General features: G+C 63.0%; 12 protein-coding genes. 2 read left to right on the forward strand and 10 right to left on the reverse strand.

Annotation, left to right across the window (positions count from 1 at the left end; translation table 11 throughout):
- Window positions 1-172: 172 nt before the first annotated feature.
- Complete coding sequence (gene estP / locus ABIE20_RS11955) at window positions 173-2,095, forward strand: esterase EstP (protein ID WP_429505277.1); 1,923 nt, start codon at window positions 173-175, stop codon at window positions 2,093-2,095.
- Window positions 2,096-2,140: 45 nt separating this feature from the next.
- Here estP and trpE read toward each other — a convergent pair whose 3' ends face one another.
- From trpE to ABIE20_RS12000, 9 genes are all read right to left on the reverse strand, one after another.
- Complete coding sequence (gene trpE / locus ABIE20_RS11960) at window positions 2,141-3,622, reverse strand: anthranilate synthase component I (RefSeq protein WP_429505278.1); 1,482 nt, start codon at window positions 3,620-3,622, stop codon at window positions 2,141-2,143.
- A gap of 69 nt (window positions 3,623-3,691) precedes the next feature.
- Entirely contained in the window at window positions 3,692-4,510 is an 819-nt protein-coding gene (locus ABIE20_RS11965) for a phosphoglycolate phosphatase (RefSeq protein WP_429505279.1), read from the reverse strand.
- The gene (rpe, locus tag ABIE20_RS11970) at window positions 4,507-5,181 is read right to left on the reverse strand and encodes a ribulose-phosphate 3-epimerase (protein WP_045199313.1); all 675 of its coding nucleotides are present in this window, start codon (window positions 5,179-5,181) and stop codon (window positions 4,507-4,509) included. The genes ABIE20_RS11965 and rpe overlap by 4 nt, the downstream gene beginning before the upstream one ends.
- Window positions 5,182-5,316: 135 nt before the next feature.
- A complete protein-coding gene (locus ABIE20_RS11975) occupies window positions 5,317-6,144 on the reverse strand; it encodes an ABC transporter permease (protein WP_429505280.1) in 828 nt (275 codons plus the stop codon).
- A gap of 11 nt (window positions 6,145-6,155) precedes the next feature.
- A complete protein-coding gene (locus ABIE20_RS11980; protein WP_429505281.1) occupies window positions 6,156-7,403 on the reverse strand; it encodes an ABC transporter permease in 1,248 nt (415 codons plus the stop codon).
- Between the two features lie 64 nt (window positions 7,404-7,467).
- Window positions 7,468-8,502 (reverse strand): ABC transporter substrate-binding protein, encoded by a 1,035-nt coding sequence (locus ABIE20_RS11985; protein ID WP_429505282.1) that lies wholly within the window; start codon window positions 8,500-8,502, stop codon window positions 7,468-7,470.
- Window positions 8,503-8,542: 40 nt separating this feature from the next.
- Window positions 8,543-9,667, reverse strand: coding sequence for an ABC transporter ATP-binding protein (locus ABIE20_RS11990; protein WP_038998451.1), 1,125 nt, complete (start codon window positions 9,665-9,667; stop codon window positions 8,543-8,545).
- Between the two features lie 259 nt (window positions 9,668-9,926).
- Window positions 9,927-10,556: a response regulator gene (locus ABIE20_RS11995; RefSeq protein ID WP_429505283.1), complete on the reverse strand. Its 630-nt coding sequence runs from the start codon at window positions 10,554-10,556 to the stop codon at window positions 9,927-9,929.
- Window positions 10,557-10,565: 9 nt separating this feature from the next.
- Window positions 10,566-12,947: a PAS domain-containing sensor histidine kinase gene (locus ABIE20_RS12000; RefSeq protein ID WP_429505284.1), complete on the reverse strand. Its 2,382-nt coding sequence runs from the start codon at window positions 12,945-12,947 to the stop codon at window positions 10,566-10,568.
- 94 nt (window positions 12,948-13,041) lie between these two features.
- Here ABIE20_RS12000 and ABIE20_RS12005 point away from each other — a divergent pair, with 94 nt between their 5' ends.
- Window positions 13,042-14,046, forward strand: coding sequence for an alpha/beta hydrolase family protein (locus ABIE20_RS12005; RefSeq protein WP_429505285.1), 1,005 nt, complete (start codon window positions 13,042-13,044; stop codon window positions 14,044-14,046).
- Here ABIE20_RS12005 and ABIE20_RS12010 read toward each other — a convergent pair.
- On the reverse strand, window positions 14,043-14,807 hold the full coding sequence (locus ABIE20_RS12010) for a DnaJ domain-containing protein (RefSeq protein ID WP_429505491.1): 765 nt from the start codon (window positions 14,805-14,807) through the stop codon (window positions 14,043-14,045). The genes ABIE20_RS12005 and ABIE20_RS12010 overlap by 4 nt on opposite strands.
- Window position 14,808 lies beyond the last annotated feature (1 nt).

The following is a 14,808-nucleotide window of genomic DNA, read 5'->3' on the forward strand; positions in this document are numbered from 1 at the left end:
GATCAACACGGGGTAGGTCTCGTTCATACGTTTCCGCACAGTAGCCTACCGGCGCGGTACACGCAATATGACGGAGGCATGCCGAAACGCTTTAGCGATGGAAGACGCGCGGAATCTTTTGCTAACGTCGTAAGGCGTCATCCGATAACAACAACGAAAAAGGATCTTTGCGATGTTGAAAGCGCGCTCCCTGTTGCCCTGTGCATTCTCGCTGCTGGCCCTGGCCTGCTCCGGCGCCCATGCCGCGCCCTCCCCCTACTCGACCTTGATCGTCTTCGGCGACAGCCTTGCCGACGCCGGGCAGTTCCCCGACAGCAATGGCCCGGCGGGCGCCACCCAGCGCTTTACCAACCGGGTCGGGCCAACTTACGGCAATGGCGAAGCCTTCGGGGCGGTTTCGCCTATGTTGCTGGGCGCCCAGCTTGGCGTTGCGGCGGCTGACCTGGGCGCATCAACCTCGCCAGTCAATGCCGCGCTGGGTCGCCCGGACGGCAACAACTGGGCAGTGGGTGGTTACCGTACCGACCAGATTCTCGACTCGATCACTGGTACTTCCGACGTGATCATTCCACCGGGCAACCCCGGCGCCGGCACCGTGCTGCGCGAACGCCCGGGCTATCTGGCCGGTGGTCTGCGCGCCGACCCCAACGCGCTTTACTACCTGACCGGTGGCGGCAACGACTTCCTCCAGGGCCAGATCACCAGCCCGGCAACCGCCGCAGCTGCCGCCAATCGCCTGGCCGCCAGCGCCCAAGCCCTGCAACAGGGTGGCGCGCAGTACATCATGGTCTGGCTGCTGCCCGACCTGGGTCTGACCCCGGCCATCAACGGCACACCGATGCAGGGCCCGGCTTCGCAGCTGAGCAGCCTCTTCAACCAGCAACTGGTCGGCCAACTGAGCCAGATCGACGCGCAGATCATTCCGCTCAATGTGCCACTGCTACTGCAGGAAGCCCTGGCGACCCCAGCGCAGTTCGGCCTGGCCAGCGGGCAGAACCTGGTTGGCACCTGCTTCAGCGGCAATGGCTGCGTGCAGAACGCAACCTACGGTATCAACGGCGTTACGCCCGATCCGAGCAAATTGCTGTTCAACGATTCGGTCCACCCCACCACCGCTGGGCAGGAGCTGATTGCCGACTACGCCTTTTCGATCCTCTCCGCGCCATGGGAGCTGACGCTGTTACCTGAAATGGCCCACGCCAGCCTGCGTGCGCACCAGGATGAACTGCGCAACCAGTGGCAAGGCAGTTGGCAGCCGGTTGGCCAATGGCAAGCCATCGTTGCCGCCGGTGGGCAGAATCTGGATATCGACAGCCAGCGCAGCTCGGCCAGCGCCGACGGCCATGGCTATAACCTGACCCTTGGCGGCAGTTATCGCCTGGACGAGGCTTGGCGTATTGGCGTGGCTACCGGCGTTTACCAGCAGAAGCTTGAAGCCGGCGAGCAAGACTCCGATTACAAGCTCGACAGCTACCTGGCCACGGCCTTCGTGCAGTTCCAGCGAAACCAGTGGTGGGCCGATGCCGCCCTGACCGGCGGGCACCTGGACTACAGCGACTTGAAGCGCACCTTCGCCCTGGGCGTGAATGATCGCAGCGAGAAAGGTGACACCGATGGCGAACTGTGGGCCTTCGCCGCACGCCTGGGTTATGACCTGGCGGCGCCCGGCAGCCAGTGGAACCTGTCGCCTTTTGTCAGCGCCGACTATGCGCGGGTAAAAGTCGATGGCTATTCGGAGAAAGGCACCCGCGCCACCGCCCTGAGCTTCGACGATCAGGACCGCGAATCGCGGCGCCTGGGCCTGGGCCTGCAGGGCAAGTACCAGGCTGGGCCCAGTACTTTGCTGTTCGCCGAAGTCGCTCACGAACACGAGTTCGAGGACGACCAGCAGGACCTGACCATCCACCTCAACAGCCTTCCGGGCAATGATTTCACCCTGACCGGCTACACCCCGCAGAGCAATCTGAACCGGGCAACCCTGGGTCTGAGCCAGACCCTCGCACCAGGCCTGGCCCTGCGCGGCAGCTACAACTGGCGCAAGAGCGACGAGCTGACCCAGCAGGGGATCAACCTGGCATTAAGCCTGGAGTTCTAGGGAGGGAAAACGGCGCCTGCTACCAACAGGCGCCGTGGATCAGGCTCAGCTACGCGGCGTCTGCTCGGCCAGCGCCACCGCACGGAACATTGCCCGGCGCTTGTTGATGGTTTCTTCCCACTCAAGCGCTGGCACCGAGTCGGCAACAATGCCACCACCCGCCTGCACATGCAGCTCGCCGTCCTTGATCACTGCGGTACGGATGGCAATCGCGGTATCCATGTTGCCGTTCCAGGCAAAGTACCCCACTGCACCACCGTAGACGCCACGCTTGACCGGCTCAAGCTCGTCGATGATTTCCATGGCGCGGATTTTCGGCGCCCCGGACAAGGTGCCCGCCGGCAGGATCGCACGCAATGCATCCATGGCGCTCAGGCCCTGTTTCAGCTCGCCGGTGACGTTGGAAACAATGTGCATGACGTTGGAATAACGCTCGATCACCATTTTCTCGGTGACTTTGACCGAACCGGTTTCCGAAACCCGGCCAGCATCGTTGCGGCCAAGGTCGATGAGCATCAGGTGCTCGGCGATTTCCTTGTCGTCAGACAGCAAGTCTTCTTCCAGCGCGCGGTCAGCCTCTTCGGTGGCGCCGCGTGGGCGGGTACCGGCGATCGGGCGCACGGTAACCAGATTGTCTTCGACCCGCACCAGCACTTCCGGCGAGCTGCCGACTACGTGGAAGTCGCCGAAATTGAAGAAGTACATGTACGGCGTCGGGTTGAAGCAACGAAGCGCCCGGTACAGATCGATCGGCGCGGCCTTGAAGTCGATGGACATGCGCTGCGACGGCACCACCTGCATGCAGTCGCCAGCGAGGATGTATTCCTTGATGGTATCGACCGCACGCTCGTAGTCGCTTTGGGTAAAGCTTGAGCGGAACTCAGGCTCTGCCGGCAACGGGCCACCCAGGTCGAGGCCGCGGCGCGGGGCGATAGGCTGACGCAGTTTTTCGAGCAGGCCTTCGAGCCGGGCCAGGCCGTTTTCGTAAGCGTCTTGTTCAGCCGGATCGGCCAGGACGATGGCGTGCATCTTGCCGGCCAGGTTGTCGAACACCACCACGGCATCGGACACCATCAGCAGGATGTCCGGCACGCCCAGCGGATCAGGATTCGGGCACTTGCCCAGGCGCCGCTCGACATAACGCACGCAGTCATAACCGAAATAGCCGACCAGGCCACCGTTGAAGCGCGGCAGGCCGGCGATGGTCGGCACCTGGTAGCGCTCCTTGAAGGCTTCGACGAAGGCCAGCGGATCTTCCACTTCATGCTGCTCGATCAGTTCACCGTCGTGGCTGATCCGCACCTGGTGATCGTGCACACGCAACACAGTGCGGCACGGCAGGCCGATGATCGAGTAACGCCCCCACTTCTCGCCGCCCTGCACCGATTCGAGCAGGTAGGAGTTGGCGTGGTCAGCCAGTTTCAGGTAGATCGACAGCGGCGTGTCAAAGTCGGCCAGGGTCTCGCAGGCCAGGGGAATGCGGTTGTAGCCGGCAGCGGCCAGGCGCAGGAATTCTTCGCGGGTCATGATAGCCTCGTGGCAAGCAGCAGATGGGTCAGGCAGGCAAGCAGGCCGGCGCGGGCCGGCGGATAGCAGTCAGGCGCGCCAACGCCAGCGGGCCAGGGCCTTGATGACTTTCATCCAGAGTTTGCCGATAACCGCCACGATGGAATCTCGATCTGAGGGGGATTGAACGTCCGTCAACGTTATCCCAGTGGCCGGATCTAAGCAACCAGGCAACAGCGCGCGCAGGTCATCGATGACCAGGCACGGCGCCTCTTCGCTGATCGGCCGGCCATGGTTATAGCCATAGGTCAGGCCGACGCACTTGACCCCGGCGGCCTTGGCGGCCAGCACGTCGCTGCGCGAGTCGCCGACGAACAGCGCCTGCTCGGGCTCGACGCTGGCCATTTTCATCACGAACAACAAGGCAGCCGGGTCGGGCTTTTTCTGCGGCAGGGTGTCGCCGCCGATGATCCAGCGGAAATAACGGCCAATCTTCATCTGATCAAGCAAGGGCGCAACGAAGCGCTCGGGCTTGTTGGTGATCAGGGCCATTTCTACACCCTGCTTGTGCAACCACTTGAGGGTGTCGCGCACGCCGGGGTAGACCACCGTCAGCTCATGGCTTTCGGCGTAGGCCTGCATGAACAGTTCCAGGCCCCGCTCGGCTTCGTCGTCATCGACCGCTTGGTGGTCGAGGCCACCGGCCAGCGCCCGGCGCACCAGCACCGGCGCACCATTGCCGACCCAGTGGCGTACCGCCTCAAGGCCGGCGGGCGGGCGGCCCATTGCGAGCAGCATGTTATCCACCGCCGCTGCCAGGTCCGGTACCGAATCGATCAGGGTACCGTCCAGATCAAACATCACCAGTTTGGGCAGGGCGCCGGGGAACAGCTGCTCGAAGCCACTCATGGGCGGGCCAGGGCCAGTTCGGCATGCATCTTGGCAATCACCTCACGGTAGTCCGGGGTGTTGAAGATCGCCGAACCGGCGACAAAGGTGTCGGCGCCAGCAGCAGCGATTTCACGGATGTTGCCGACGTTGACGCCGCCGTCGATTTCCAGACGGATATCACGGCCGCTGGCATCGATCAGCGCGCGGGCTTCGCGCAGCTTGTCGAGGGTGCCGGGGATGAATTTCTGGCCACCAAAGCCTGGGTTGACGCTCATCAACAGGATCATGTCGACCTTGTCCATCACGTACTTGAGGGTGTCGAGCGGGGTCGCCGGGTTGAACACCAGGCCGGCCTTGCAACCGCCGTCGCGAATCAACTGTAGCGAACGATCGATGTGCAGGGTGGCTTCCGGATGGAAGGTAATGTAGCTGGCGCCGGCTTCGATGAAGTCACCGATGATGCGGTCGACCGGGCTGACCATCAGGTGCACGTCGATCGGCGCGGTGATGCCGTATTTGCGCAGGGCGGTGCAGACCATCGGGCCGATGGTCAGGTTGGGCACGTAATGGTTGTCCATCACATCGAAGTGAACGATGTCGGCACCCGCGGCCAGGACGTTGTCGACTTCCTCGCCCAGGCGGGCGAAGTCGGCAGAAAGAATCGAGGGGGCAATAGCGTAGGGCTGCATGGCGCACCTGTAGGCAGAATCACAGTGGCGCGCATTGTACCTCAGGGAAACGCTCAGGGGCTGACCGGTATCAAGCATGGCGGGGCCAGCCCGCTCCTACTGTTTTGTAGGAACGGGCTGGCCGCGATAAAGGACTCAACCCGGCTGCTGGGTACGCAGCTTCTCGCTACGCCCACGCAACCACTCCAGGGTCAGCAACAGCACCACCGAGAAGGCAATCAGCAAGGTCGCGGCGGCGGCGATGGTCGGGCTGAGGTTCTCGCGGATGCCGCTGAACATCTGCCGTGGCAGGGTCGCCTGCTCGGGGCCGGCAAGAAACAGGGTGACCACCACCTCATCGAACGACGTGGCGAAGGCGAACAGCGCACCGGAAATCACCCCCGGGGCAATCAGCGGCAAGGTCACCCGACGGAAGGTGGTCAGCGGCGAGGCGCCAAGGCTGGCAGCAGCGCGCACCAGGTTGTGGTTGAAGCCCTGCAGGGTCGCCGAAACGGTGATGATGACGAACGGCACACCCAACACCGCATGCACCAGGATCAGCGAGATAAAGCTGTTGCCCATGCCCAGCGGGGCAAAGAACAGGTAGCTGGCCACACCGATGATCACCACCGGCACTACCATGGGCGAAATTACCAAGGCCATGATCAGCGACTTGCCGGGGAAATCGCCGCGGGTCAGGCCGATCGAGGCCAGGGTGCCGAAGATCATCGCCAGCACCGTCGCCGCCGGGGCGACGATGATGCTGTTCTTCAGCGCCCGCATCCACTCGGCCGAGGCGAAGAAATCGTGGTACCACTGCAGCGAAAACCCCTGCAGCGGATAGACCAGGAAGCTGCCGGAGTTGAACGACAGCGGAATGATCACCAGCACCGGCAACACCAGGAACAACAGGATCATCCCGCAAAGGATGCGCAAGCTGTAGAACCAGACCCGCTCGACGGGCGACATGTAGGGGCTCAGCATGACAACGCTCCTCAGCTCAGGCGCAGGCGGCTGGCGCCGACCAGCCAGCTATAGATCAAGTAAAGCAGCACGGTGGCCAGCAATAGCAGCCCGCCTAGCGCGGTCGCCATGCCCCAGTTGATGCTGGTGTTGGTGTAGAAGGCCACGAAGTAACTGACCATCTGATCGTTGGGGCTGCCGAGCAGCGCCGGGGTGATGTAGTAGCCGATAGCGAGGATGAACACCAACAGGCAGCCCGCGCCTACGCCGGCGTAGGTTTGCGGGAAGTACACCCGCCAGAAGCTGGCAAACGGATGACAGCCCAGGGATATCGCCGCACGCATGTAGGTCGGCGAGATGCCCTTCATCACGCTGTAGATCGGCAGGATCATGAACGGTAGCAGGATATGCACCATCGAGATGTACACCCCGGTGCGGTTGAACACCAGTTCCAGCGGTTTGTCGATGATGCCCATGGCCATGAGCGCGCTGTTGATCAGCCCGCCCGATTGCAGCAGCACGATCCAGGCCGCGACCCGCACCAGGATCGAGGTCCAGAACGGCAGCAGCACGAGAATCATCAGCAGGTTGCTCTGCCGGGTCGGCAGGTTGGCCAGCAGGTAGGCCAGTGGATAAGCGAGCACCAGGCAGATGGCGGTGATGACGAAACCCATCCACAGGGTACGGGCGAAGATGTCCAGGTAGATGGCCTGGTCCGGGGTGGCCTTGGCCAGCTCCCCGAGATCGTCGATACGATGGTCGAGGGCCGCCAGCAGGTAGAACGGGGTGACGCTACTGGTGTTACGGCGAATCGCCTGCCAGTAGGCCGGATCGCCCCAGCGCTCATCCAGCTCCTGCAGGGCTTCTTTATAGGAGGCCGGCTCGGTCTTGAACGGCAACGCCCGGGCAGTCTTGGCCAGCAGGCTGCGATAGCCGGCCAGCTCCATATTCAGACGCTTGGAGGTATCGCCCAGGGTCTGGTTCTTGCGTGCTTGCCCCAGGTCTTCGCTCAGCGCCTTGTATACCGCTTCCCCTGGCAGACCCTTGCCATCCCATTCGGCTACGGCCGCCACAGTCAGCGGCAAACCGCCCACCACTTCCGGGTTACCCACGCTCTTGTACAAAAGCGCGGCAATCGGCACGAGGAACACCAGCAGCAGAAACAGCGCCAGCGGCGCGATCAGCGCTTGCGCCTTCCAGCGGTTGACCCGCTCGGCGCGCTTGAGGCGCTGCTTGAGGTTGGAACCGGCGCCTTCATTCAGGGGCACTGCGATGGCCATAGCGAACTCCGAAATCTTGAGAACAAGGAGCGCCGGCGGCAAGCCGACGCCCCATCAGCAGCCCTTACTTGGCAGCCCAGGCGTTGAAGCGTTGCTCCAGCTGCTCGCTGTTGTCAGCCCAGAACGCCACGTCGATCTGCACCTGGTTGGCGATGTTTTCCGGGGTGGTCGGCATGTCTTTCTTGATCTCGTCGGACAGCAGGGCGACAGCCTTGGAGTTGGCTGGCCCGTAGGCGATGTTTTCCGAATAGATCTTCTGCTGTTCAGGCTGGACCGAATAAGCGATGAATTTCTTCGCCGCTTCAACGTCCTTGGCACCTTTGGGGATGGCCCAGGCATCGAAGTCGTAGATACCGCCGTTCCACACGACTTTCAGGTTGCTCTCTTTTTGCACTGCGGCAATCCGGCCGTTGTAGGCCGAGCTCATGACCACGTCACCCGAGGCCAGGTACTGCGGCGGCTGTGCGCCGGCTTCCCACCACTGGATGCTCGGCTTGAGTTCGTCGAGTTTCTTGAAGGCGCGATCCTGGCCTTCCTTGGTGGCGAGCACCTTGTAGACGTCCTTGGGCGCAACGCCGTCGGCCATCAAGGCAAACTCCAGGGTGTATTTAGCGCCTTTGCGCAGGCCACGCTTGCCCGGGAACTGCTTGGTGTCCCAGAAATCCGCCCAACTGGTCGGCGCGGTCTTCAGTTTGTCGGCGTTGTAGGCCATGACCGTGGACCAGACGAAGAAGCCGACACCGCAAGGCTGGATAGCCCCGGGAACATAGTCGGACTCGTTGCCGAACAGCGCAGGGTCAAGCTCTTCGAACATACCCTCGTCGCAACCACGGGCCAGCTCCGGCGATTCGACTTCCACCAGGTTCCACGACACGCTCTTGGTGTCGACCATGGCTTTGACCTTGGCCATTTCACCGTTGTACTCGCCAGCGACGATCTTGCCATTGCCCGCCTTTTCCCATGGCTCGTAGAACGCCTTGACCTGGGCCGCCTTGTTGGCGCCGCCGAAGGAAATCACGGTCAGGTCGGCCGCCGCCATGGCCTGGGTCGCCGCGAACAGGCCCAGGGTCAGGGCGGTCAACTTCAAGTGCTTGAGCATTATTATTCTCTCCACAGAACAGGGTTGGTGAAGCAAACCTTCAATTGGCTTCCAGCAGAGGATCAAGCGCGCGGGCGTGCTCCACCTGCCAGCCAAGCGGTACCACATCGCCCACGGCCAGGGCCGGGTCGAGTTCGGCAATCGGCTGCTTCACGAAGAAATCGGCCTTGCCGCAGACTTCCAGGCGCACCCGCACGTGGTCGCCCAGATAGATGAATTCGGCTACCCGCCCGGAGAAGCGATTGACGCAGCTTTCGCTGTGACCGTTGAGGCGCACGCGCTCGGGGCGAATCGAAAGGGTTACCGGCTCGCCGGCCTGGCCGACATTGACCGCCAGCGCCTCGACCTTCTCGCCGCGCGGCAGCAGTACCTGGCAACGCTCGCCGTCGTGGCTGAGCAGGCGGCCATTGATGCGGTTGTTTTCACCGATGAAGTTGGCGACGAAGGTGTTCTTCGGCTCTTCATACAGGGTGCGCGGGTCGGCGATCTGCTGGATCTCGCCCTGATGGAACACCGCGACACGGTCAGACATGGTCAGCGCTTCGCCCTGGTCGTGGGTCACGTAGACCACGGTGACGCCCAGGCGCTGGTGCAGGTGCTTGATCTCCATCTGCATGTGTTCGCGCAGTTGTTTGTCCAGGGCACCCAGCGGTTCGTCCATCAGTACCAGTTGCGGCTCGAACACCAGCGCCCTGGCCAGAGCCACCCGCTGCTGCTGGCCACCGGAAAGCTGGCCGGGGTAACGCTGGGCGAAGGCGTCGAGCTGGACCATGTTGAGCACACGCTTGACCCGCTCGCTGATGTCGGTCTTGCTCAGGTTGCGCACGCTCAGGGGGAAAGCCAGGTTCTCGGCCACGGTCATGTGCGGAAACAGCGCGTAGTTCTGGAACACCATGCCGATGTCGCGCTTGTGCGGCGGCACGTTGTTGATCGAACGGCCGGCCAGCTGGATCTCGCCTGCGGTCGGCGTTTCGAAGCCGGCGAGCATCATCAGGCTGGTGGTCTTGCCGGAACCGGACGGGCCGAGCAAGGTGAGGAACTCACCTTTGCGGATATCCAGGTTGAGGTCTTTGACGATCAGCGATTCGCCGTCGTAGCTCTTCTGCACACCACGGAAGCTGACCAGCACTTCGCCGGTTGCAGCGCTCGAATTCACCTCACTCATACCCGCACCTTTTTGTTGGATGACTGCTGTATCCAAAGCCTAGTGAAGGCGGCAAGCGGCGCAAATCGGCGGTGGAGAGAGATTGATATCAGCGGGATGGAAGCCTTGGGGTAGGGATTGCCCTACAAGAGTGGCGTTTTTGGGTATGTATTCGGCAGGTTGAAGGCTATCGCGGGTCAAGCCCGCTCCTACAGATCCCTACTTTGTAGGAGCGGGCTTGCCCCGCGATGCAGTCAACCCGATGTCGCTTCTGGAACACTCACAGCAGCTTGTGCTCCATCGCGTACTTCACCAGCTCCGCCAGCGAGTTGACGTTGAGCTTCTGCATCAACCGCGCCTTATGGGTGCTGATGGTCTTGTTGCTCAGCGCCAGTTGCTGGGCAATGTCGTTGACGTTGGCGCCCTGGGCCAGGCGCTCGAACACCGAAAACTCGCGCTCCGACAGCAGCGAATGCAGCGGCCGGGCATCGGTCAGGCCGACCTCGAAGACCATGCGATCGGCCAGGTCCGGGTCGATGTAGCGCCCGCCACCGGCCACCCGACGAATGGCGGTCAGCAGCAATGCCGGATCGCTGTCCTTGGTGGCGTAGCCGGCAGCGCCGACTTTCAGCGCCCGCGCTGCCATCTGCGCTTCGTCGTGCATCGACAGCACCAGGATCGCCGGTGGGTTGTTCAAGGTGCGAATCCGCGGGATCGCCTCCAGGCCATTGACCCCGGGCATGGAAATATCCAGCAGCACCACCTCACACTCGGTATGGCGCAAGGTTTCCAGCAGCTGTTCGCCATTGCCGGCCTCCCCTGCTACCTGCATGTCCTTGGCCAGGCCGATCAACTGCTTGATGCCTTCACGGACAATGGTGTGGTCTTCGGCAACCAGTACTCGAATCACGCAATGCTCCTAATCCAGGGGGATGGCTACGCTCAGGCTGGTGCCCTCGCCCGGCTCGCTTTCCAGGGTCATGCTGCCGCCCAGCATGAGCACCCGCTCACGCATGCCGACCAGGCCAAAGGATGTCGGCCGACTCTGCTCCAGGACAAATCCCACGCCATCGTCGATCACCGTCAGCCGCAGGGTCTGGCCGTCGAGGCTCAGGCTGATTTGCACAGTATGCGCCTGGGCATGGCGCATGACATTGGTCAGCGCCTCCTGCAGGATACGGAACAGGCCGATGGCCTTGGCATCACTCAAGGCTGGCAGATTCTCTGGCACTTGCACCAGGCAAGGGATCTGCGTGCGCGCCTCAAAACGCCGGGCCTGCCACTCGATGGCCGACGCGATGCCAGCATCGAGGATCGGCGGCCGCAGGGCGGTGGCCACATCGCGCACCAGCTGGAACAACTGGGCGATCAGGCGTTTCATGCTGCCCAGGCGCTCGTTGAGGCCGGGATCCAGCTCGGCGTAGGCCAGTTCGCACATGGAGGTTTCCAGCTTCAGTACTGTGAGCATCTGCCCCAGTTCATCGTGCACTTCCCGCGCTATACGGGCTTTTTCTTCCTCACGAACGCTTTCCAGGTGCGCCGACAGTTCACGCAGCTGTTCCTGGGAACGGGCCAGTTCGAGCTCGACGCGCTTGCTCTGGCTGATATCCCAGACCACTCCGTCCCAGACCACCCGGCCATCCGCCAGGGTTCGGGTACTGGCCTTGATATCGGCCCAGCGCTGCTCGCCCTGGCGGGTCAGGATCCGCCCTTGCCAGGACCAGTCGCTGTCAGTGGCCAGGGCCAGGTCCTGGACCCGGTGGTAATCGGCGCGGTCGTCTGGGTGCACCAGGTTGCGCAGGCCCATGTCTGGATGCTGCAACGCCGCAGGTGCAAAGCCCACCAGCGCTTCACTGCCTTCACTGATATAGGGGAACTCCAGCTCGCCCTCGGCCGGGTTGCGCTCAAGGCGAAACACCAGGCCCGGCACGTTGCCGGCAATACCCTTGAGCCGCGCCTCGCTCTCGCGCAGAGCTGCAAGCGCACGCCTGCGCTCGGTGACGTCGGCGAGAAACACCACCAGGTACTCGGCATCGCGAAAGCGCAGGAAGCTCAGCGACACATCCACCGGAAGCATACTGCCATCGGCGCGCAGGCATTGGGTTTCAAAATGCTGCGGGGCTTCATCACGGGTCCTGGCGCGCTTCCACAAGTCGAGCCAGCGATCCATGTGCAGGTTGGGCTCGAAATCGATCAACGGCCGATCGATCAATGCCCCTGAGGCATAACCGAGCATGCTTTCGGCGGCCCGGTTGGCGTAGCGCACATGGCTGTCCCAGTTGACCCAGAGAATGCCCACGGTGCTTTGGTCGATGGAAAACTGGCTCAGGCGCAAGGCTTCTTCGCGGGCCTGGCGCTGGGCTAGAGTGTCGCGGGTGGCGAGCAGGCTGTGTTCGAGTTGATGCAGTTGCCGACGCTGCCAGATGACAATGGCCATGCAACTGACCAGCAGCGCAGCCAGCAGCAAACCGAGGTTCTGCCAGAAACCCGGGGATTCGCTCAGGCGCGGGTATTTGGGTTCCAGCCAGCGCTGGTGCAATTGTTCAAGATCCTTGGCCGGCACCGCTTGCAGGCCGCGCTCAAGAATCCCGGCCAGCTCCGGCCAGTCCCGGCGCGAGCCGACCCGCAGCAACTGCGGCAGGCCGATATCACCGACCACCACCAGTTCGCTGAACTCGCTCTCCCGTGACAGGCGGCTCAACTGCGCTTCATCCACCACGGCAAAGCGTGCCTGATCACTGAGCACCAACTGCAAAGCCTGGCGCTCCTGAGGCACGCCTTGCAGGTTGAGGTTGGTATAGGTGGCGCGCAGGTAGTCGGCCACGGTACTGGGCATGCGCACAGCGACCCGATCGGTACTGGCAAGCTTCTCCAGGTCCACCGCCACCGCGCCGGTACGCGGGCCGACGATCAATTGCGGCACGCGCATGTAAGGATCGCTGAACAACCATAGGCGCAGGCTGGCAGGTGTCTGGGTCAGGCCCGGGGCAAGATCGACTTCGCCGGCCTGCAGCGCATGCTCAAGGGCAGCCTGATCGGCAAAGTTGCGCCAGGTAAGGTCCAGCCCCAGGGAGCGGCCGAGCCAGTTCATCAGCTCGACGTTGACCCCGTAGAGCTGCTGCAGACGCCGGTCGAACTGGGCGAAAGGTGCCTGCAACACCAACCCGACCCGCAGGCTGCGGTGTTGCTCAAGCCATTGTTGTTGGGCCGGCTCCAGCACCACCTGCGCAGGCGCAGCCGCCCAGGTGATCAAGGGCAGGCAAAAACAGCCGATAAGCAACAGGCAGCGCAAAAGCTTCATCTGCACTCTCATCAAGGGTAGGACGGCCACCGAGCATGGCCGTCCCGAGCAAATACTATTAGGCTGCCGGTATTAATCTGGCCTGGATCGATCCATGTTCGCACTTTATCGCACGACGCTGCCGGCGTTATGCCTGTCACTGATACTACCTTGTACCGCACAAGCGGCAGCTGGCGAAACGCCAGAAACGGCTGCCGACAGCAAACCTGCCGCAGTCGAACGCCAACCGCTGGCCGAACGCAGCCAGGAAGACGCCCAGGCCCTGGAACGCCAGGTTCCTGCAGCCGAACAGCAAACCCTCCAAGCCGGCAGCGACAGCTTCCTGGCCCTGTGGAAACCGGCCAACACTGCCGAGCCCGAAGGCGCCCTGATCATTCTCGCCGGTGCTGGCGAAAATGCCGACTGGCCGAAAACCGTCGGCCCGCTGCGGCGCAAGTTTCCCGATGCCGGTTGGCACAGCCTGAGCCTGGCTCAACCGGACTTGCTCGCCAGTGCCCCTCAGGCCCGCGTCGAAGTAACGCCAGCGCCAGCAAAAAAGGCCGAACAAGGCGAAAGCGCACCGGTCAAGGACACCCCGGCCAATGCCAACGCCAGCATCGAGCAGGCCACGGCAGCCGAAAGCGAGAACAGCGAAAGCGTCGAGCAGGCGAAGGCGCCGGTCGAGAATGACAAGGCCGATGCCGAACGCATCTTCGCCCGCCTCGATGCGGCGGTCGCCTATGCCCAACAACAGAATGCCCGCAGTATTGTCTTGCTAGGCAACGGCAGTGGCGCCTACTGGGCTGCCCGTTACCTGAGCGAACGGCAACCGGCCCAAGTGCAGAAGCTGGTGATGGTCGCCGCACAGACACCGGCCCAGGCCGAGCAAAGCCTGGACAGCCTGGCGCCGAACCTCAAGGTAGCCACCGCAGACTTCTTCTACGCCACCCTGCCCCAGGCCAGGCGCGCCGCCGAGCAGCGCCTGCAAGCCAGTAAACGCTTGAAGGACGCCAATTACCGCCAGGTCAGCCTGACCGCCATGCCAGGCAACGGCGCGGCGGAACAGGAGCAATTGTTCCGCCGCATCCGTGGCTGGCTCAGCCCGGAAAAGCTCGACTAGAAGCCACGGCGTTTGCGAATGACGGCATAGGCCTGGTGCAGTTCGCGAGTGCGCTCCGTTGCCTCGCGAACCTGCGCGGGGCTGGCGCCATTGCCCACCAGCTTGTCCGGGTGATGACGGCTGAGCAGCCGCCGATAGGCTTGTTTGATCTGCCCGGCTTCGCTGTCGGCGCTGACCCCAAGCATGCGCAAGGCCTGTGGATAACCCAGCGTACCATCGGCCAGTACGGCCTTTTGCGGTTCATAGTCCAGCGCCAGTGCCTGGACCTTGGCCGCCGACCAACCAAGGGCCTGGCCCCAGGCCAGCAGCAGCTCGCGTTCATGCCGGCCAGCCTGGCCATCGGCCCAGACCATGCGCCAGCACGCGCGCAACATGCCTTCGGCGGCATGCGGCTGTTGCTTCAGGCGGCGCAGATGAACACCCAGGCGCTCCTTGCCGCCCTTGCCACGATTGAACGCAGCGATGGCGCGGCGCCTGGCCGGTTCGCTCATTTCCAGACGCTGCATTTCCACCCGCGCCTGCTGGATATGGCCATCGACCACCCGCCCGTCGCTCTTGGCCAGGCGCCCAAGCAGGACGAACAATACCTCGTCGTCACGCAGCACCGGCCGCCCGCCCAGGCGTTCGCGCACATGCGCCCAGCTGTGCAACTGCAAACGGCGGTCCATCGCCTGGCCTAACAACGCCCCCAGCAACGCCCCGGGAATACTGGCGATGGCAAAGCCTGCTCCGGCACCTATCACTGTGCTCGGCCACAACATG

Origin of the sequence: Pseudomonas sp. 2835 (assembly GCF_050435905.1) — a bacterium.
Lineage (GTDB): Bacteria > Pseudomonadota > Gammaproteobacteria > Pseudomonadales > Pseudomonadaceae > Aquipseudomonas.

Bases quoted from the DNA above. Each gene is read 5' to 3' on its own strand.
- ABIE20_RS11980 (WP_429505281.1), bottom strand. From the start codon at position 7,403: ATGGCCATCGCAGTGCCCCTGAATGAAGGCGCCGGTTCCAACCTCAAG.
- ABIE20_RS11985 (WP_429505282.1), bottom strand. From the start codon at position 8,502: ATGCTCAAGCACTTGAAGTTGACCGCCCTGACCCTGGGCCTGTTCGCG.
- ABIE20_RS12010 (WP_429505491.1), bottom strand. From the start codon at position 14,807: ATGTTGTGGCCGAGCACAGTGATAGGTGCCGGAGCAGGCTTTGCCATC.
- ABIE20_RS11990 (WP_038998451.1), bottom strand. From the start codon at position 9,667: ATGAGTGAGGTGAATTCGAGCGCTGCAACCGGCGAAGTGCTGGTCAGC.
- estP (WP_429505277.1), top strand. From the start codon at position 173: ATGTTGAAAGCGCGCTCCCTGTTGCCCTGTGCATTCTCGCTGCTGGCC.
- ABIE20_RS11965 (WP_429505279.1), bottom strand. From the start codon at position 4,510: ATGAGTGGCTTCGAGCAGCTGTTCCCCGGCGCCCTGCCCAAACTGGTG.
- ABIE20_RS12000 (WP_429505284.1), bottom strand. From the start codon at position 12,947: ATGAAGCTTTTGCGCTGCCTGTTGCTTATCGGCTGTTTTTGCCTGCCC.
- trpE (WP_429505278.1), bottom strand. From the start codon at position 3,622: ATGACCCGCGAAGAATTCCTGCGCCTGGCCGCTGCCGGCTACAACCGC.
- rpe (WP_045199313.1), bottom strand. From the start codon at position 5,181: ATGCAGCCCTACGCTATTGCCCCCTCGATTCTTTCTGCCGACTTCGCC.
- ABIE20_RS12005 (WP_429505285.1), top strand. From the start codon at position 13,042: ATGTTCGCACTTTATCGCACGACGCTGCCGGCGTTATGCCTGTCACTG.
- ABIE20_RS11975 (WP_429505280.1), bottom strand. From the start codon at position 6,144: ATGCTGAGCCCCTACATGTCGCCCGTCGAGCGGGTCTGGTTCTACAGC.